Raw genomic sequence first — 17,396 nt, forward strand, 5'->3', positions numbered from 1 at the left:
CGGTCGGCACCAAGCGCGCGAGCAACTGCGACCCGAACTACAGCGGCGCCTGCGTCCCGATAGCGAGCGATGTCGACTGCGCGGGCGGCAGCGGCAACGGCCCCCGTTACGTCCGGGGCCCGGTCCGCGTGGTGGGCAACGACATCTACGACCTGGACCGAGACGGCGACGGCATAGGCTGCGACACCTGATGCCAATCCGCGGCGCCGGGCGGATGCGGGCTCAGTGGGTTCGCAGCCAGGCGTTCATCACCGCGAACGACTCGCCGTGGGACGGGTGCAGCGCCAGGTCGTGGCCCGTGTCGCCGACGGTGCGCACCGTCAGGCTGGGGCTGCCGGAGAAGTAGGGCGCCTCGTAGTCTCTGAGCGCGTCGCGCCGTCGGAGCTGGTCGCAGTCGGCGACGCCCTCGCGGGGCATCCCGAGATCGTCTTCGCCGCCGCGATCACGGGCCCGACCAGCCTGCTGGCCATCGCGGTCTGCCGCAACACCACCGACTTCTACGGCTACCTGACCGGCCGCATCGGTGCGCTCACGGCCGTCCAGCACGTCGAGACGGCACCGGTGATCAGCTCGGTGAAGCGCGCCGGGTCGGTCATCAAGACCCGCTGACCGGTCCAGCGAATCCGGTGCCGACTGGTCTGGGCGGGGGCCGGGGAGCCGGTTAGCGTCGGCGGCATGACGATAGACATCCGGTCCAACTCGGTCCTGACGTCCCTGATGCACACGGTGCCGCCGTTCATCCCGGAGGGCGCCGAGGCCATGACGGCGACCGTCGAGATCCCGCCCGGCGACCCCGGCACGCCTCCGCACCGCCATTCGGGCCCCGTCTTCGGGTACATGCTCGAAGGGGAGATGCTGTTCGAGCTCGACGGGCAGCCGGAACGCGTGATCCGCGCCGGGGAGGCGTTCTGGGAGCCGGGCGGCGACGTCATCCACTGGAAGGCGGCCAACAACCGTTCCGACACCTGGGCGAAATTCGTGGTGGTCATGTTGGGCGTGCCGGGAGAGCCAATGCTGACCCTGCTGGACGAGACGGAAATAGCAGACCGCCGCCCCCGCGCCACGCCCCCCGGCGAATGACGAATACGACGAGGGAGTGGCGGCGAAGGAACTCAAAGCTCCGAGCGCACCACTCCCAGTTGCGAAGTGGGCGATACTGGGATTGAACCAGTGGCCTCTACCGTGTCAAGGTAGCGCTCTCCCACTGAGCTAATCGCCCGTTTCCGCGGCCTCCGGGGGGAGGTACGGCGTCGAGGTGGAGACGGGATTTGAACCCGTGTACACGGCTTTGCAGGCCGTTGCCTCGCCTCTCGGCCACTCCACCAGAATGAGACCTTCTGGGTCACAGCCTGAAAGGCCCCTCAGAGCGGAAGACGGGATTTGAACCCGCGACCCTCACCTTGGCAAGGTGATGCTCTACCCCTGAGCCACTTCCGCGTGCGCCTTGCGGCGACGAGGAAGACTTTAGCGTGTCGGTGGGCGGTTCCCCAAACCGGTTTCCGGTCGGGGCGCGGCGGATGCTTCGGCGGGCGTCGAAGGGTGGGGCGCTTAGGCTCGTGGCATGAGCGCGGAACATGTCGCCGGTGCCGACTTCGCGCCGGTCGCGGCGCTGCTGGCGGATCGGGCGCGGGCGGCGATGCTGACGGCGCTGCTGGACGGGCGCCCGCTGGCGGCGGGGGAGCTGGCGCGGACGGCGGGGGTGAGCGCGCAGACGGCGAGCGCGCATCTGGGGCGGCTGCTGGACGCGGGGTTCGTCACGGTCGTGAAGCAGGGCCGGCACCGGTACTACCGGCTGCGGAGCGGCGAGGTCGCGCAGGTGATCGAGGCGCTGTCGCGGATCAGCCCGCCGGTGCGGGTGCGGAGCCTGCGGCAGTCGAAGGACGCGCGGCGGCTGCGGGAGGCGCGGACCTGCTACGACCATCTGGCGGGCGCGGCCGGGGTGGCGCTGTTCGCGGCGCTGGTGGACGGCGGCCTGATCGAGCCGGACGGCGAGGACGCCTTCGAGGTGACGGAGAAGGGCGAGGAGCGGCTGGCCGCGCTCGGCCTGGACGTCGCGGCGCTGCGGCGGGCCCGGCGGAGGTTCGCGTGGCGGTGCCTCGACTGGACAGAGCGGCGCCCGCATCTGAACGGGGCGCTGGGCGCGGCGCTGACCGACCGCATGATCGAGCTGGGCTGGTTCGAGCGGGGCCCGACGCGGCGGGCGCTGGCGGTGACGGAGAAGGGCCTGGCGGGCCTCGCGGACACATTCGGGTGCGTTCTGGCCTGAACGCCGCGTATCCCGGGCGCGCTGCCCGGAAGTACTCGAACACGTCCCCCGGAGCGCCGTACTGTGGGCCCACGGGCGGCTGGGCGCGGGACGCCCGCCGCTTCAGCGATCGGCGCGAGACCGGGCCGGTTCCGGCCCGGGTGATGGGGAGGGTGGCTTCCGGTGACGGCGCAGGCCAGGATCTGGCTGAACGGAGAACTGATCGATCCCGAGCGGGCGGTGGTGTCGGTCTTCGACCACGGCATGCTGGTCGGGGACGGGATCTTCGAGACGGTGAAGGCGACGAACGGGGAGCCGTTCGCGCTGACCCGCCATCTGCGCCGGCTGGCCCGTTCGGCGGCCGGTCTCGGCCTGCCCGAGCCCGACCACGACGCTCTCGCGCAGGGCACCCTCGAGGTGCTGGCGGCGGCGCCGAAGTGGCCGCTGGCGCGGATCCGCATCACCTACACGAGCGGTCCGGGGCCGCTGGGGTCGGCGCGCGGCGACGCGGGGCCGACCGTGTCGATCATCGCCGGGCCGCAGGACCCGTTCCCCCCGACGGCGGACGTGACGGTCGTGCCGTGGCCGCGCAACGAGCGGGGCGCGCTGTCCGGCCTCAAGACGACGTCCTACGCGGAGAACGCGCTGGCGCTCGCCTACGCCAAGGAGCGCGGCGGCGGCGAGGCGATCTTCGGCAACACCGCAGGGAACCTGTGCGAGGGGACGGGCAGCAACATCTTCGTGGTGCTCGGCGGCCGGCTGGTGACGCCACCGCTGTCGTCGGGCTGCCTGGCGGGGGTGACGCGGGCGCTGACGCTGGAGTGGTTCGGCGGCGAGGAGGAGGACCTCGCGCTGGACGACCTGTACCGCGCCGACGAGGCGTTCTTGACGTCCACCACCCGCGACGTGCAGCCGATCCGGGCGGTGGACGGCACTGTCCTCCCGGCGGCGCCCGGCCCCGTCACCGCGAAGGCGATGGAGGCGTTCGCGGCGCGGTCCGCCGAGCTCATGGACCCTTGATCCGAGAAGTGGCCGCCGAACCCTTTACGTGATCGGTTCTTCCCTTGTCACGCTGGACGTGGAGGGGGAACCGCCGCACGTCGCCGCCGGCGAGGGGCGGGAGCCCGAGCCGGGCGACCGGGGACGGGCCGTGCCGCGTCCCGGGCGGGTCCTGCTGCATCGCGACGGGGATCTGGTGGCCGGGGGCGGCTCGCGGGCGACCTGCACTCCCACACCGTCCACAGCGACGGGACGCTCCCCGTCCGCGAGCTGGCGTGCCTGGCCGCGTCCCAAGGGCTCGACTTCCTCGCGGTGACCGACCACAACACCGTCAGCCACCAGCCCGAGCTGCCCGCCGCCTCGGCGCACGCCGGCGTCCTGCTGCTCCCGGGCCAGGAGGTCACCCCCGACCTCGGCCACGCGAACGTGTTCGGCGCCGACGGGACCGTGCTCGTCCGGCCCGGCGGCCGGCGCACCGCCGTCCGCGGCGACGACGTCCGGATACCGGCGGAAGGTCCGGGCATGCACCGCCTGGAGAGCCACGAGAACGAGGTGATCGCACTGTGCGGATAGAGGACGCGGGGCGCGCCGAGGGCACGGGGCGGGCGGCGGACACCGGGCGGGCGGACACCGGGCGGGCGGACGGCCGGCGGGCGGACCGCCGCGAGATCGTCGTCGTGCCGCACACCCACTGGGACCGCGAGTGGTACCTGCCGTTCCAGCGGTTCCGGCTCCGGCTGGTGGCGCTGCTCGACGCCGTCATCGACCGGATGGAGGCCGATCCGCGCTGGCGCTTCACGCTGGACGGGCAGATGGCGGCGGTCGACGACTACCTGGAGATCCGCCCGGAGCGGCGCGACCGGCTGGCCGCGCTCGTCCGGGAGGGGCGGCTCGCCGTCGGCCCCTGGCAGATCCTCCACGACGAGTTCCTGTGCTCGGGGGAGAACATCATCCGGAACCTGGAGCTCGGCATGCGGCGCGCGGAGGAGCTCGGCGCCGCGATGATGGTCGGATACCTGCCCGACCAGTTCGGGCATTGCGCGCAGATGCCGCAGATCCTGAAGCTCGCCGGGATCGAGCACGCGTGCGTGTGGCGCGGCGTCCCGCAGCGGGTGCGGACCTGCACGTTCGCGTGGGAGGCCCCGGACGGGACGGCGATCCGCACCCGCTACCTCCCGGAGGGCGGCTACGGCAACGCCGCGTCGATGTTCGAGGAGTCCGGGGACGGCGCGCCGCCGCCGCCCGGCCGCGTCGCCGGGTTCGCCGAGGCGATGGCCCGCTGGGACCCGCGCGGCGGCCCGCTGCTGGCCATGTACGGCGCCGACCACACCGCGCCCGCCGCCGACCTCGCCGACCGGATCGCGTCCGCCGGGCCCGGCATGCGGCTCGACACCCTCGCGGGCTTCTTCGCGGCGGAGACGCCGTCCGCGGACGGGCTGCCGCACGTCCGCGGCGAGCTGCGCTCGCACGCCCGCGCCAACATCCTGCCGGGGGTGATCTCCGCCCGGGTCCGGCTCAAGGAGCTGATGGGGCGCGCCGAGCGGCTCGTCGAGCGGTACGCCGAGCCGCTGACCGCGCTCTGGTATGCGGGCGACGCGCAGACGTTCCTCGACCTGGCGTGGCGGCGGCTCATCGAGGCGAGCTGCCACGACTCGGTCACCGGCTGCGGCTGCGACGAGACCGCCGAGCAGGTCGCGGCGCACATGGCCGAGGCGGAGCAGCTCGGGCGCGCCGTCTGCGACCTCGTCACCGCCGAGCGGGCCGCGTCCGTGCCGCTCGGCGGGCACCTGGTGTTCAACCCGACCCCGGCCCGCCGCACGGGCCTGGTCACGCTGGACGTCCCGTGCGACGGGGAGCCGGCGCTGGTGGCGGGGGACGGGCGGCCGGTGCCCGTGCAGACGATCAGCGTCGCGCCGACCGTGCTGGACGACGCCGTCCACCCGGCCTCCGACCTGCCGATCCTGCTGGAGCGGGTGTACGGGCGGGTGCTGTTCGGGCAGGAGATCCGCGACTGGTCGGTGTCGCGCGAGGACCGCACGCTGACCTTCCGCGTGACGTCCCGCGCCGACGTCCCGTTCGACGTCAACGAGGTGCGGGAGGCGCTGCGGGGCGCGGAGGGGGAGTGGCGCCTGCGGATCCTGGCCGACCCGCGCCGCACCGTCGCCGCGCTCGTCGACGTGCCGCCCCTCGGGCTGACGGCCGTGCGGCCCGTGCCGGCCGCGCGGGCCGAGGAGGCCCCCGCGACGCCGGAGAGGGCGGTACTGGACGGGAACGTCCTCGACAACGGGCTGCTGCGCGCCGAGGTGCACGCCGACGGCACGCTCGGGCTGCGCACCCCGTCCGGCCACGTCGTCGAGGGCGCCGGGCGGATCGTGGACGGCGGCGACCTCGGCGACACCTACAACTACGCGCCCCCCGCCCGCGACCGGATCGTCGGCGACCCCGTCACCGTGGACGTGGCGCGGGCGTCGGACGGGCCGCTCGTCGCCGCGTTCGACATCGTCCGGACCTACCGCTGGCCGCGCGGCGGAGACCTGGACGCCGGCGCGCGTTCGCGGGCCGAGGAGGACGTGACCGTCACGACCCGCGCCGAACTGCGGGCCGGCGAGCCGTTCCTGCGGTTGCGGACGACGTTCGACAACCGCTGCGACGACCACCGCGTCCGGCTGCACCTGTCGCTGCCGCGCCGGGCGGAGTCGTCCTTCGCGGAGGGCCAGTTCGCGATCACCGAGCGGGGGCCGGCGGCCGAGGGCGGCTTCGGCGAGCGCCCCGTGCCGACCTACCCCGCGTCGGGGTTCGTCGCGGCGGGCGGCCTCGCCGTCCTGCTGGAGCACGCCACCGAGTACGAGATCACCGGGGGCGGGCGGGAGATGGCGCTCACGCTGCTGCGCGCGGTCGGCCACCTGTCCCGGGACCGCAACGCCTACCGGGACCAGCCCGCCGGGCCGCAGCTGCCCACCCCGGGCGCGCAGTGCCGCGGCGAGCGGACGGCCGCGATGGCGGTCATGCCCTACGACGGCGAACGGCCCGGGCCCGAGGTGCTCCGCGCCGCCGAGGCGTTCCGGCACGACCTTCTCACCGCCGCCGGCTACGGGCACGCCTCCGCGCCCGTCCCCGAGCCCCGGGAGGGCATCGCGATCACCGGGGACGGCGTGGTCATGATCTCGCTGCGCGCCCGCGGCGGCTGGATCGAGACCCGCATGGCCGCCCAGTGCGCCGAGCCGGCGACGGCCGTCCTGCGCGGGGACTTCACCGAGGCCGTCCGCACCGACCTGCGCGGGCGCCCCGGCATCCCGCTCGACGTTCACGACGGGACGGTGGCGCTGGCGCTGCGCCCCTGGGAGATCGCCACCGTGCGGCTGCGCAGGCCCTAGCCGTACTTGGCCGCGGGCTCTAGCGGGCGGCCTCGACCTTGCCGGGCCGCCGGTCGCCGTTCCGCCCGGCCGCCCGGACGGCCCGCGGCGGCGCGGGCTCGGCGGTCTCCGCCGGGTGCGCGGCGGCCGCCGCCATCGCCGCGCCCACGATGCCCGCGTTGTTCACCAGCCGCGCCGGGACGATCTCCGCCCGCACCCCCTCGATCAGCGGCAGGAAGCGGTCGGACTTCCGGCTCACGCCGCCGCCCACGATGATCAGCGAGGGGGAGAGCAGCGCCTCCAGGTGCGCCAGGTACACGCTGAGCCGCCTCGCCCACCGGGACCAGCCGAGGCCCTCCTCGGTGCGCGCCTTCGCGGACGCGCGCAGCTCGGCGTCCTTCCCGTCGATCTGGATGTGCCCGAACTCGGTGTTCGGGACGAGGACCCCGTCGGTGAACAGCGCGCTGCCGATGCCCGTGCCCAGCGTGAGCACCACGACGGTGCCGCGCCGGCCGCGCCCCGCGCCGAGCCGCATCTCCGCCACCCCGGCCGCGTCGGCGTCGTTGAGCACCGTGATCTCCCGCCCGGTGACGTCCGCGAACAGGGACGCCGCGTCCAGCCCCAGCCAGTGCTTGGACACGTTCGCCGCCGACATCGCCACGCCGTCGATCACCACGCCGGGATAGGTGATGCCCACCGGGCCGTCCCACCCGAAGTGGTCCACGATCCGGGCGATCACCTTCGCGACGGGCTTGGGCTTGGCCGGCCGCGGCGTGTCGATCCGGAACCGCTCGCGCGTGAACGCGCCGTCGGACAGGTCGACCGGCGCGCCCTTGATCCCCGATCCGCCGATGTCGATTCCGAGCATCTCCCTCGCCATGCCTTCACTCTGCCCGATCTCCGGCGGGCCTAAGAGTTCTCCGCGAACTGCAGGCCGACCACGCCGACGATGATCAGCGCCAGGAACGCCAGGCGGGCCGGGGAGGTGCTCTCGTGGAACGCGAAGATGCCGACGGCCGCCACGCCGAGCGCCCCCAGGCCGGTGAAGACCGCGTAGGCGGTGCCGACCGGCAGGGTGCGCAGCGACAGCGACAGCACGACGACGCTGAGCAGCGCGACCGCGAGGCCGATCGCGGTCGGCCACGGCTTGCTCAGGCCGTCCGAGTCCTTCAGCGCCGTCGCCCACACCAGCTCCATCAGCGAAGCGATGATCAGGAACACCCAGGCCATGACGTACCTCCAATAACCGGAAACCTCTCCGCTTGACGTTAACCGGAGAACCTTCCGGATACAACATGGAAGCGGAGCCCTCTCCGGTAACCTGCCGGAGCACGATCCCCCGGACGGAGGCCGACATGCGGGAACCGCCCCTCGCGGGACGCCGGGAGCTGCCCGTCGTGGGCCGCCCCCCGGCCGAGCGCGCGGACGCCGCCCTCAACCGCCGCCGCATCCTCCGCGCCGCCGCCGAAGTGATCGAGGCCCGCGGCCCCGAGGCGGTGTCCATGGACGAGGTGGCGCGCGCGGCGGGCGTCGGCGTCGGCACCGTCTACCGGCGCTTCGGCGACCGCGCCCGGCTCGTCTACGCGGTGATCGACGACCGCGAGCGCGCCTTCCAGGACGCCTTCATCCACGGTCCGCCGCCGCTCGGCCCCGGCGCGCCCGCGCCCGAGCGGCTGCGCGCGTTCCTGCACGCCCTCGCCGACCGGACGGCGGCACAGGCCGAACTGCTGGTCACGGCCGAGTCGGACCCGCCCGGCGCCCGCTTCCGGGACGGCTCCTACGCGCTCTACCACATGCACCTGGCCATGCTCCTCGGCCAGATCCGCCCCGGCCTCGACGCCGCCTACCTCGCCGACGCCCTCCTCGCGCCCCTCGCCGCGAACCTCGTCCTCCACCAGCTCCGGACCCGTGGCATGCCGCTCGACCGCATCAAGGCCGGCCTGGACGCCCTCGCCGGCGGGCTGATCGGCGGGCCTGAACCGGACGGATCATGATCCATCCGGCGAAAGGCTTTAACGGGACGGGGCCTGCCGCCAGACTGGGGGAGTGAGCGACTTCGATCTCCTCGTGCTCGGATCCGGGCCCGGCGGGCAGCGCGCGGCCATCGCCGCCGCCAAACTCGGCCGCAAGGTCGGCATCGTCGACCGCCGCGAAATGATCGGCGGCGTCTGCATCAACACCGGGACGATCCCGTCCAAGACGATGCGGGAGGCCGTCCTGTACCTGACCGGCCTCAACCAGCGCGAGCTGTACGGGCAGAGCTACCGGGTCAAGGACGAGATCACCGTCGCCGACCTCGGGATGCGCACCCAGCACGTCATCGGCCGGGAGACCGACGTCGTCCGCAGCCAGCTCGCCCGCAACCACGTCACCGTGCTGCCGGGCACGGGACGGTTCCTGGAGCCGAACACGATCGGCATCACCGGCGCCGGCGACCGGGAGCAGAAGGTCACCGCCGAGCGCATCGTGATCGCGACCGGCACCCGCCCGGCCCGCCCCGACACCGTCGACTTCGACGACCGGACGATCATCGACTCCGACGGCATCATCAACATGGACCGCATCCCGGAGACCATGGTCGTCGTCGGCGCCGGCGTCATCGGCATCGAGTACGCCTCCATGTTCGCCGCGCTCGGCACCAAGGTCACCGTCGTGGAGCGCCGCGAGCGCATGCTGGACTTCTGCGACCTGGAGATCGTCGAGGCGCTCAAGTACCACCTGCGCGACCTGGCCGTCACGTTCCGGTTCCGCGAGTCTGTCGCGTCCGTCGAGCGGATGCCGAACGGGGCGATCACCGTCCTGGAGAGCGGCAAGCGCATCCCCGCCGACACCGTCATGTACTCGGCGGGACGGCAGGGCATGACCGACGACCTGTGCCTGGACGCCGCCGGCCTCGCCGCCGACCACCGCGGCCGCATCAAGGTCGACGACGACTACCGCACCGAGGTCCCGCACATCTACGCCGTCGGCGACGTGATCGGGTTCCCGTCTCTCGCCGCCACCTCGATGGAGCAGGGCCGCCTCGCCGCGCACCACGCCTGCGGCGAACCCGTCTCGGAGATCAGCGAGACGCAGCCCATCGGCATCTACACGATCCCCGAGATCAGTTTCGTCGGCCGCACCGAGGACGCCCTCACCGAGGCCAAGGTGCCGTTCGAAGTGGGGGTCTCCCGCTACCGCGAGCTGGCCCGCGGCCAGATCATCGGCGACTCCTACGGGATGCTGAAGCTCCTCGTCTCACCGGAGGACCGGCGCCTGCTCGGCGTCCACGTCTTCGGCACCGGGGCCACCGAACTCGTCCACATCGGCCAGACTGTCATGGGCTGCGGCGGCACCGTCGACTACCTGGTCAACGCGGTGTTCAACTACCCGACGCTCGCCGAGTCCTACAAGGTCGCCGCCCTGGACGCGATGAACAAGATGCGCCACATCGCCCGCCTGTCCGGCTAGGACGGCCAGAGCAGGTTCTCCAGCTCCGCGTCGATGTCGATGAACTCGCTCTCCTCCCCCGCCGGGACCGCTTGGTACGTCCGGTGCAGGAAGTCGGCGAGCGGCGACAGCGGCACCTCGAACAGCGCGTCCCCGAACGGGGACGACAGCGCGATGTTGAGCGAGGCGTCGTCGTCGGCCGGCCAGACCTCGACGTCCCCGTCCCCGACCCTGCGCACGATGCCGACCGTGAGGAGCTCCCGAGCGAAGATCCACTCAACGGGCTCATCGTCGCCCACGTAGAAGGCCATCCGGATCGCGTACGGGTCGTCGGCCGCGTACTCGAGCCCGGCGAGCAGGGGGACGGTCGTGCGGTCGGGGACGACGAGACGAAGGCCCAGCTGCGCTGAGACGGTCGTACTGCTGTTCATGGCCATTCCCTCTTACGTCGGTCCCGCTGGCTCGCGGGGTGCTCCGGTGGGGTGGTTCTCCCTCCCACGGACATCCCCGCGATGTATGACGCCTAACTGCCTGATCCCGGCCGAACATTCCGGCGTCCCCGGCCCGTGTGATTCATCTCACCGTAGCAAAACCCCCGCCTGACCTGCGCAAAAGCCGATCTTGCCGTGATGTGCCCGGCACGGAGTACCCCCACCTGGGCGTCCCCCCGGCGCCAACAACTGGCTTAAGGTAAATCCGTGGCAATCAATCAAGAAAAGGTCTCGGAGCCCGGCCTGCTCCACCGCTTCCGCGCCCGGGTGCGGCGCAACCCGCTCCTCAACACCGCCTGGCGCGCCGGCGTCTTCGCCGTCGGCGCGACCGTCCTGGTCGGCGGCCTCGTCATGATGGTCACCCCGGGCCCGGGCCTGCTCGGCATCGTCATCGGCCTGGCGATCCTCGCCACGGAGTTCGCCTGGGCCCAGCGCGCCCTCTACCGCGCCAAGACCGCCGCCGACCGCGCCAAGGAGAAGGCCCTAGACCCCCGCAAGCGCCGCCGCAACACCGTCTTCGGCGCCGTAACGGCCATCGTCCTGGCCGCCGCGGTAGCCGCCTACCTGGGCATCTACGGCCTGACCCTCCCCTGGGAAATAGAAGACCCCGTCTTCTGGACCTAACGACCAGCGACCCCGTCCGCAGACCGGATACCCACCGCAGACCGCGAAGCCACAGGAACAGCGCTTCGCACTTGCCGTACCGCCACCCATCGCAGACCTTCACGCGGCTCCCGGACGCCTACGCGTCAAGCCCCGGCACCACCATCTGCGAAGACGACCACCAGCCGCGCCCTCCCGGCCTGCGCCCTGACCAGCATCGCCGTCTCCCGGCCCCTTGACGGCGCGCGACCACCCCTCAAGATGCGCTAGAGTTTCCGACGTCGGAACACCCGGGGCGATTAGCTCAGTGGGAGAGCGCTTCGTTCACACCGAAGAGGTCACTGGTTCGAACCCAGTATCGCCCACCCTTACACCACAGACCCTCCCGCACATCAGCGGCAGGGCCTGAGTGATCAACTGGGAGGTTTCTGGGAGATCATCTCCCTCCCACCCGAACGAGGTCACAAGAACACCTCCCAGGATCATCACTCTCCGTAGCGGTACGGGCGGGACAAGACCAGCATCCCGTCCCGCCCGTACGGTGATCTTCTAAGCGCTCGCGAGACGTATGCCCGACGAGCCGGCCCGTTTCTGAGCGGTCTCCAGGAGATCGTTGAGCACCGGAACCGGGGAAGTCGCACTGAAACGGAGCCGCTCGCGCAGCGAACCCTCCCAGCGTTGCTGGAGCTTGGCCTTGAGATCGTCTCGCATGGCGTCCGAGACGTGGGAGTACACGCCCCGAATGCCCGGCACGGTGTGGCCCAGGCGTTCCGCCTGAAGCACTTCCGGCACTGCGTCCTCCAGCATCCAGGTCTTGTGGCTGTGCCGGAGCCCGTGCGGGGTGAGCCCTTCGATCAGCGGCAGCCACACCGACGGTGAGTCCCCTTCTGTCACGACCCGGATCCCTTTTCCTCTTGGGGGATGAAACGGCTGCCCGGCGACGGCGTCGGGCCAGGCCGCAACCGGTGTCCCCGGCCATAGCGTCGTGTCGACCAGGACCCGCTTTCCGGTCTGCCGAGTGCCCTTGGGGTATCGGCCGTCCGCAGCCGGCTGGAACATTCGCCGGGCGTAGTTGGAGCGTCGATGATGCGCGCCGTCCGGGCTGAGGAACAGGTACTGCCCGCGCCCGCCGCATTCGGGCGTCCGCCCTGGACATGCGCAGCGACCCGGCGTACGGACGCTCTGCTTTGACACCAGCGCCGAAAGGAAGGGCGGCAGGTCGACGGGCCGATGCGAGTCGTCCTTGGGCGGCACCATCTCCAGCCGCCCCGCCAGTTCGCGCAGCTGCCAGTCGATCTGGATCCGGTCGAGCCGGCACGCCGGCCGTTCCAGACCGTGCACCTCGCCCCACCGCATCCCGGTGTAGGCGGTGAGGACGATCAGAATGAAGTCATCGTCGCGTCCGGACAGCAGCGCACACCGCTCGGCCGGCAGCAGCGTCTGCAGCGGGGTCGCCCACACCTTCTCGGGCCCGCGCACCGCGATGACCCGCCGCGCCCGCTTCCGGCCACGCCCTCGCCGCTTGACGGCGACGTTGCTGGCGACCATCCCGCGTTCCTTGGCGTCTCCCAGGATCGTCCCCAGTAGCGACCGGGCATCGGCTGCGGTCCGGTGGGAGAACCCGTTTGTCCGCGTCCGCTTCTCCCAGGCGACGATCTCCTCTGGGCTGGTAAAGGTGCTGACCGGCCGGTGCCCGAAAACGGGAACGATGTGATGATCGATCAGATACCGGTACTTGGCCTCGGTGGTGGCCTCCAGATCCTGCCCGGACCACCACAACTCGACCCAGTCGGCCAGTAACGCCGCCCCGTCACGAGGATCGTTCCAACTATGTCGCCGGATACCGGCCTCCTGCTCCTCTCCCCAGTTCAGCGCGGCCTTCTTGGTCTCGAACCCTGATTGCGAGCCCGTGCTGCCGTCTGGACGCACATACCGGATCCGCCATTTGCTTCCCCGCTTTTCGGCATACGCCATGCCATGCTCCTCTTTGCTGTGCAGCTGCAGCTCAGAACCCGTCGCGTCGCTGTCGGACGACCGGTTGCTTGGCGCCAGCCGCGATGATCGCGGCGATGTCCTGGTCGCTGAACCGCAGATGCTTCCCGATGAAGGTGCACGGGATCGCCCGCGCACTCGCCTTCTTACGCAGCCACGACTCGCGCACCTGCAACATCGCAGCCGCCTCGCCCGGCGTGTACAGCCGGACATTTGGACGCGCGTCACGCTGCTGGGGGCTTCGCCCACCCCGCAAGGTCACACCTCGCTTCGCCGTCAAGCTGTAGGACAACACGACGAAAGCCATGCGCCCTACAGCGTCACATCAGAGACGGAGAGCACCCTTCGCAAGAGATCGACGACCTTGGCCACAACTTTGCACGTAGAGTAGTCATCCATGTACGATCCGGGCGGGTGTGTAACCGAGTCGAGAAGTCGCCCCTTCCGTCGGCGTCAACTGGACCGTTCGCGATCACAGCACACTCGGCGACAACTAGGGTCCGCTACGTCCGAGACGCGAGCACGGCTTGTCTGTCGTGAAGGGCATGGGCGATGGTGGGCGTAGGTGGAGATCATGCTGCCCTCCTCGGCAGTAGGCGCGGTACGAGCGCCACCGTGCCGGACCAGCGTGCCCAGGCCATCGGCGTAGTTGATCAGCTGATTTCAGCGACACGCCGGGCTCATCTGCACAACCGACGGATCGCTGAAAAATCGGCCTCTCGACGCCCCTCTAGCACCGACGGCACCTGCGGCTTTACCGTGGGGTCCTCATCGCCCCTGCGAGGGTTCGCAACGGGGACACCCGCGCCGGGGGCTTGAGGGGGCCGTCAGGGTCCTCATCGCCCCTGCGAGGGTTCGCAACCAAGGAGCCCGACCAGGTCCACGGCCGTCACGCATGCGTCCTCATCGCCCCTGCGAGGGTTCGCAACAGGGCGGCGAGGACGTCATCGGCGCGCAGGGTCGCGTCCTCATCGCCCCTGCGAGGGTTCGCAACCTGCTGACCGAGTAGCAGGGCTCACCGGGCGGGGTGAGGTCCTCATCGCCCCTGCGAGGGTTCGCAACTCGGGCGGCTCCACGGTTGGCACGTCCACCGGTTCCGGTCCTCATCGCCCCTGCGAGGGTTCGCAACGCGAGGGCGCGAACGTTGCGGCACCCGGCCGTCCACGTCCTCATCGCCCCTGCGAGGGTTCGCAACGCGGGCACGGACGCCTCGAAGCACTCCGCTGGATGCGTCCTCATCGCCCCTGCGAGGGTTCGCAACTTACGGGCGGCGTTCGCGGCGTGGTAGTGCTTCTTGCGTCCTCATCGCCCCTGCGAGGGTTCGCAACGCTGTTGCAGGCTCGGCACTCGGGCCGGTATCCGGTCGCGTCCTCATCGCCCCTGCGAGGGTTCGCAACGCCACACTCGCTTTCCGCGCGTGCCACCTGCTAGTCCTCATCGCCCCTGCGAGGGTTCGCAACCAGACTTTCGTCTGTCTGTAGGTCTCTATGTGGGCGTCCTCATCGCCCCTGCGAGGGTTCGCAACATTGCGCTCAGCCTGCGGGCGTACTCGTCCCAACTGGTCCTCATCGCCCCTGCGAGGGTTCGCAACAGGGGCTCGGCCGCGCCGAGGTCGAGCGCGTCGCGTCCTCATCGCCCCTGCGAGGGTTCGCAACAAATCCCCAAAGGGGTGATCTCCAAGTGAGTTATCCGAGTCCTCATCGCCCCTGCGAGGGTTCGCAACGGCATGCAGCCCCCCTCTCTCTCCCGCACACCCTGAGACCGGTCCTCATCGCCCCTGCGAGGGTTCGCAACCTCATTCGGAGCGGCAACCATTCCCAGAAGTCGAGTGGGTCCTCATCGCCCCTGCGAGGGTTCGCAACTGGCCGGGAGGGGAATCGAACCCCTCTGCACCCTCCGCTGGTCCTCATCGCCCCTGCGAGGGTTTGCAACATGCGCCCGCACAAGACTTTGATGTCCTCGTACAGCGTTCTCATCGCCCCTGCGACGGTTTCGACTATTCCGATCGTTATCCTGGTGCTGCGGAGCTTTTTACTGTGTCATCGGGTTGATGGAATGGTGTGCCCCATGCCGATGGTGGTGCGGTCGCCGATGCCCGCGTAGGCGCTGAAGCGGATGAGGGCGTCCAAGCCCGCTCGCCCTTCGGCGGTGGTGTGGCGTATGTCGGCGATGCGGTAGGAGATCGTGCCGATGCTGCCACGTACTGGCGGGACGCCGGCCTTGAGTAGGTATTCGCCCATCGTGAGGCGGTAGTCTGCGACTTCTAGGTTCTGAGTGATGGTCTGGGCCGTCGCCTTACCTAGTGCAACTTCAGGAGCGAATGCGTTCCACTTTCGGTAGAGGTCGGAGAAGACCCAGTCCGGTTCGGGGAAGAGGCGGACTCTCCGCACACCCTCTTCCAGGGCGGTGAAGAATGCGACCGGTGTCGCTATCCGCAGTGTCCATCGGCTGGCAGATGCGGCACCGGCGAGGAGGTCGGGAAACGTCTCGGCTCCGGCTAGTTCGATGGCTGCGACCTTGTATTGGCAGCGGGCTATCCGCACGTCTCCGGTGGCCGCCAGAGCTTGGAGGACGGGGGCGGTGAGCGAGTTGGCCAGGATCCCGATCTCGAACCGTACTTGTTTGCTGGAGGCGTTGGCGCGTCGGTCCCGTTCGTCCAGAAGCGGGGTGAGCGCGAACGGCTTGGGCGGACGGATCTCGTGGAGCGCGGCCGACAGGGCGTCTTCGCCGGCGTCGCGTAGAGCGGCCAGGAACGCGGCATTGACGGCGGGGCCGGTGTGCGGCGGGGGAACGGGTGGGCGCCCGGCGGCGGGTTCGAGGTGGACGATGATGCGAGCAGGCATGCGGGCCTCGGCCTTCGTCTCGTCGGGTCTGGATGCACCCTAGTGAGGTTGCGGGTGTCGCGGTCAGTCCGCGACCCAAGCCGGTCGGGCGAGTGGTGGCCCCGCCGGGACGGTCCGGACTTGGCGCGCGCAGGCGGGGCGGGGTGCGTAGATGCGGAGCCGGTCGATGGGGGCCAGCAGACCTTCGAGCGTGGCGGCGGCGCGGTGGGCGTCCAGGCCCGCTGCGTCGGGGATGAGCCAGCCGCTCTGCTGGAACCGGTTGGCGACCTCCTCCAGCGCGGCCCGCAGCCGGTTGCGGCGGCCGTCGTCGAATACGTCGTAGCAGACCAGTACCGGCCCGTTCATGGCACGACCCACCTCAGCGGCCTCCCTCTTCCGTGCCAGCGGCGGGCTGCGCTGTCGTGCCGGCGAAACGCCAGCCCAGCAGGGTGAACCCGAAATCGAAGTTGGCGATGTAGGTCTTGTCGGGGTTGATACGCAGCCCTCGCGCCGTCAGGGCCCGGTCGACATCGGTGAGAGCCGCCATCGCCTCGTCTGGTCCTTGGCACAGGACGGTGAGGTCGTCGGCGTAGCGGACCGGGCGCCCCGATCTCCCGTCGACTTCACGATCGAAATCGGCGAGGAAGAGCTCCGCGAGGGCCGGGCTGATCGGTGCGCCCTCCGGCAATCCTCCGGGGCGCTGCACCACCCCTTCGGGCATCAGCCATGGCGCAGTCACCCAGGAGCGGACGAGCTCGGCGGCGTAGGGATCGCGTATCCACCCAGCGACCTGTTCCAGCAGGAGCCGGTGGTCGACCTCGGCGAAGAAGTCGGCGATGTCGGTCCGCAGAACCCACCTCAGCCCGTAATCGCGATGCCGCTGCACCTGCTCGAGCGCGTTGAGCCATGACCGCCCGGGACGGTATGAGAAACTGACCGGGTTGGCAGGATTCAACCGAGTCCCGTGAACGTTCAGGAAGGCTCGCTGGACGATGCGGTCTCAGATGGTCGGCAACCCCCGCGTCCGCAGCTTGCCGCCACGCATCAACCGCACCGGCCGGAGCGGCTGTGCCTGGTACCGCTGTTCCCGCAGCAGCGTCGCCAGGGTCGTCAGCCGGGGCCGACCTCGCGGCCGAACACGGCCGCGGTGACGCCGTCCGCCCCGGCCATGGCGCTGCCGGCCGCCACCCGCGACCAGGCGACCCACAGCACCCGATCACTGGCCAGCCGCGCCCCTGTCCTTGTCCGCTCACGTGTCCTCATACCTACAACCGATGGACGAGCAGCGTTCCTGCTATTCACAGAATTGTCAGGAGGTTGGCGCGCACCCTCAAACTTGCCTGTGACCTGCGCAAACACCCATTTGAAGATCGTTTGTGGCGCCTCTTCAAGATCGGTTCCGAGGAGGTTGGCGCATGATCTTGCAAACCTGCAGGTCAGACCCCCATAATCTGAGGTACTG

Annotated in this window: 19 protein-coding genes, 4 tRNA genes and 1 CRISPR repeat array; of the genes, 11 read left to right on the top strand and 12 right to left on the bottom strand. The window is 70.7% G+C overall.

The window, feature by feature from the left end:
- The 3 genes from ACIWVC_RS30385 to ACIWVC_RS30395 form a co-directional block, all read left to right on the top strand.
- A partial coding sequence (locus ACIWVC_RS30385) for a hypothetical protein (protein ID WP_396454883.1) occupies positions 1 to 191 on the top strand: 191 nt, incomplete at its 5' end.
- 85 nt (positions 192 to 276) lie between these two features.
- Entirely contained in the window at positions 277 to 609 is a 333-nt protein-coding gene (locus ACIWVC_RS30390; protein ID WP_396452272.1) for an Lrp/AsnC ligand binding domain-containing protein, read from the top strand.
- A gap of 66 nt (positions 610 to 675) precedes the next feature.
- A complete protein-coding gene (locus ACIWVC_RS30395; RefSeq protein ID WP_396452273.1) occupies positions 676 to 1,080 on the top strand; it encodes a cupin domain-containing protein in 405 nt (134 codons plus the stop codon).
- 67 nt (positions 1,081 to 1,147) lie between these two features.
- Here ACIWVC_RS30395 and ACIWVC_RS30400 read toward each other — a convergent pair.
- From ACIWVC_RS30400 to ACIWVC_RS30410, 3 genes are all read right to left on the bottom strand, one after another.
- Positions 1,148 to 1,219 (bottom strand) — tRNA-Val (locus ACIWVC_RS30400).
- A 34-nt stretch (positions 1,220 to 1,253) separates the two neighbouring features.
- Positions 1,254 to 1,324: transfer RNA gene (locus tag ACIWVC_RS30405), tRNA-Cys, on the bottom strand.
- Positions 1,325 to 1,365: 41 nt separating this feature from the next.
- Positions 1,366 to 1,437: transfer RNA gene (locus ACIWVC_RS30410), tRNA-Gly, on the bottom strand.
- A 124-nt stretch (positions 1,438 to 1,561) separates the two neighbouring features.
- Here ACIWVC_RS30410 and ACIWVC_RS30415 point away from each other — a divergent pair.
- The 4 genes from ACIWVC_RS30415 (at position 1,562) to ACIWVC_RS30430 (ending at position 6,618) form a co-directional block, all read left to right on the top strand.
- The gene (locus ACIWVC_RS30415) at positions 1,562 to 2,266 is read left to right on the top strand and encodes an ArsR/SmtB family transcription factor (protein ID WP_396452275.1); all 705 of its coding nucleotides are present in this window, start codon (positions 1,562 to 1,564) and stop codon (positions 2,264 to 2,266) included.
- A gap of 162 nt (positions 2,267 to 2,428) precedes the next feature.
- Complete coding sequence (locus ACIWVC_RS30420) at positions 2,429 to 3,265, top strand: aminotransferase class IV (protein WP_396452277.1); 837 nt, start codon at positions 2,429 to 2,431, stop codon at positions 3,263 to 3,265.
- Positions 3,266 to 3,466: 201 nt separating this feature from the next.
- Positions 3,467 to 3,817 carry a PHP domain-containing protein gene (locus ACIWVC_RS30425; RefSeq protein ID WP_396452296.1) on the top strand — a complete coding sequence of 117 codons (351 nt, stop codon included), beginning with the start codon at positions 3,467 to 3,469 and terminating at the stop codon, positions 3,815 to 3,817.
- Positions 3,808 to 6,618, top strand: a complete 2,811-nt coding sequence (locus tag ACIWVC_RS30430) for an alpha-mannosidase (protein WP_396452279.1) — start codon at positions 3,808 to 3,810, stop codon at positions 6,616 to 6,618. Before ACIWVC_RS30425 ends, ACIWVC_RS30430 begins: the two co-directional genes overlap by 10 nt.
- Positions 6,619 to 6,637: 19 nt before the next feature.
- On the opposite strand, the gene ppgK is transcribed toward ACIWVC_RS30430, so the two are convergent.
- On the bottom strand, positions 6,638 to 7,477 hold the full coding sequence (gene ppgK / locus ACIWVC_RS30435; protein ID WP_396452281.1) for a polyphosphate--glucose phosphotransferase: 840 nt from the start codon (positions 7,475 to 7,477) through the stop codon (positions 6,638 to 6,640).
- Positions 7,478 to 7,506: 29 nt separating this feature from the next.
- The gene (locus ACIWVC_RS30440; protein ID WP_396452283.1) at positions 7,507 to 7,827 is read right to left on the bottom strand and encodes a DMT family transporter; all 321 of its coding nucleotides are present in this window, start codon (positions 7,825 to 7,827) and stop codon (positions 7,507 to 7,509) included.
- Between the two features lie 125 nt (positions 7,828 to 7,952).
- Here ACIWVC_RS30440 and ACIWVC_RS30445 point away from each other — a divergent pair, with 125 nt between their 5' ends.
- Positions 7,953 to 8,591: a TetR/AcrR family transcriptional regulator gene (locus tag ACIWVC_RS30445; protein ID WP_396452285.1), complete on the top strand. Its 639-nt coding sequence runs from the start codon at positions 7,953 to 7,955 to the stop codon at positions 8,589 to 8,591.
- Between the two features lie 52 nt (positions 8,592 to 8,643).
- Positions 8,644 to 10,047: a Si-specific NAD(P)(+) transhydrogenase gene (gene sthA, locus ACIWVC_RS30450; protein WP_396452287.1), complete on the top strand. Its 1,404-nt coding sequence runs from the start codon at positions 8,644 to 8,646 to the stop codon at positions 10,045 to 10,047.
- On the opposite strand, the gene ACIWVC_RS30455 is transcribed toward sthA, so the two are convergent.
- On the bottom strand, positions 10,044 to 10,457 hold the full coding sequence (locus tag ACIWVC_RS30455; protein ID WP_396452289.1) for an SsgA family sporulation/cell division regulator: 414 nt from the start codon (positions 10,455 to 10,457) through the stop codon (positions 10,044 to 10,046). The two genes, sthA and ACIWVC_RS30455, sit on opposite strands and share 4 nt — an antisense overlap.
- A gap of 267 nt (positions 10,458 to 10,724) precedes the next feature.
- Here ACIWVC_RS30455 and ACIWVC_RS30460 point away from each other — a divergent pair, with 267 nt between their 5' ends.
- Together ACIWVC_RS30460 and ACIWVC_RS30465 are read left to right on the top strand one after the other, a co-directional pair.
- Entirely contained in the window at positions 10,725 to 11,141 is a 417-nt protein-coding gene (locus ACIWVC_RS30460; RefSeq protein ID WP_396452291.1) for a TIGR02611 family protein, read from the top strand.
- Positions 11,142 to 11,413: 272 nt separating this feature from the next.
- Positions 11,414 to 11,485, top strand: a tRNA-Val gene (locus tag ACIWVC_RS30465).
- 184 nt (positions 11,486 to 11,669) lie between these two features.
- Here ACIWVC_RS30465 and xerC read toward each other — a convergent pair.
- From xerC to ACIWVC_RS30495, 6 genes are all read right to left on the bottom strand, one after another.
- Positions 11,670 to 13,094 (bottom strand): tyrosine recombinase XerC, encoded by a 1,425-nt coding sequence (gene xerC / locus ACIWVC_RS30470; protein WP_396452292.1) that lies wholly within the window; start codon positions 13,092 to 13,094, stop codon positions 11,670 to 11,672.
- A 31-nt stretch (positions 13,095 to 13,125) separates the two neighbouring features.
- Positions 13,126 to 13,419, bottom strand: coding sequence for a helix-turn-helix domain-containing protein (locus tag ACIWVC_RS30475; RefSeq protein WP_396454884.1), 294 nt, complete (start codon positions 13,417 to 13,419; stop codon positions 13,126 to 13,128).
- A 457-nt stretch (positions 13,420 to 13,876) separates the two neighbouring features.
- A CRISPR array of direct repeats spans positions 13,877 to 15,110; the repeat unit is 30 nt; unit sequence GTCCTCATCGCCCCTGCGAGGGTTCGCAAC.
- 41 nt (positions 15,111 to 15,151) lie between these two features.
- Positions 15,152 to 15,955 (bottom strand): CRISPR system precrRNA processing endoribonuclease RAMP protein Cas6, encoded by an 804-nt coding sequence (gene cas6, locus ACIWVC_RS30480; protein WP_396454885.1) that lies wholly within the window; start codon positions 15,953 to 15,955, stop codon positions 15,152 to 15,154.
- A 63-nt stretch (positions 15,956 to 16,018) separates the two neighbouring features.
- Positions 16,019 to 16,300 (bottom strand): hypothetical protein, encoded by a 282-nt coding sequence (locus ACIWVC_RS30485; RefSeq protein WP_396454886.1) that lies wholly within the window; start codon positions 16,298 to 16,300, stop codon positions 16,019 to 16,021.
- A 13-nt stretch (positions 16,301 to 16,313) separates the two neighbouring features.
- Positions 16,314 to 16,928, bottom strand: a complete 615-nt coding sequence (locus ACIWVC_RS30490; RefSeq protein ID WP_396454888.1) for a reverse transcriptase domain-containing protein — start codon at positions 16,926 to 16,928, stop codon at positions 16,314 to 16,316.
- A gap of 116 nt (positions 16,929 to 17,044) precedes the next feature.
- Positions 17,045 to 17,197, bottom strand: a complete 153-nt coding sequence (locus tag ACIWVC_RS30495) for a hypothetical protein (RefSeq protein WP_396454887.1) — start codon at positions 17,195 to 17,197, stop codon at positions 17,045 to 17,047.
- Positions 17,198 to 17,396 lie beyond the last annotated feature (199 nt).

The sequence above is a fragment of the Actinomadura sp. genome (assembly GCF_044508335.1).
In the GTDB taxonomy this organism is placed as follows: Bacteria; Actinomycetota; Actinomycetes; order Streptosporangiales; family Streptosporangiaceae; genus Spirillospora.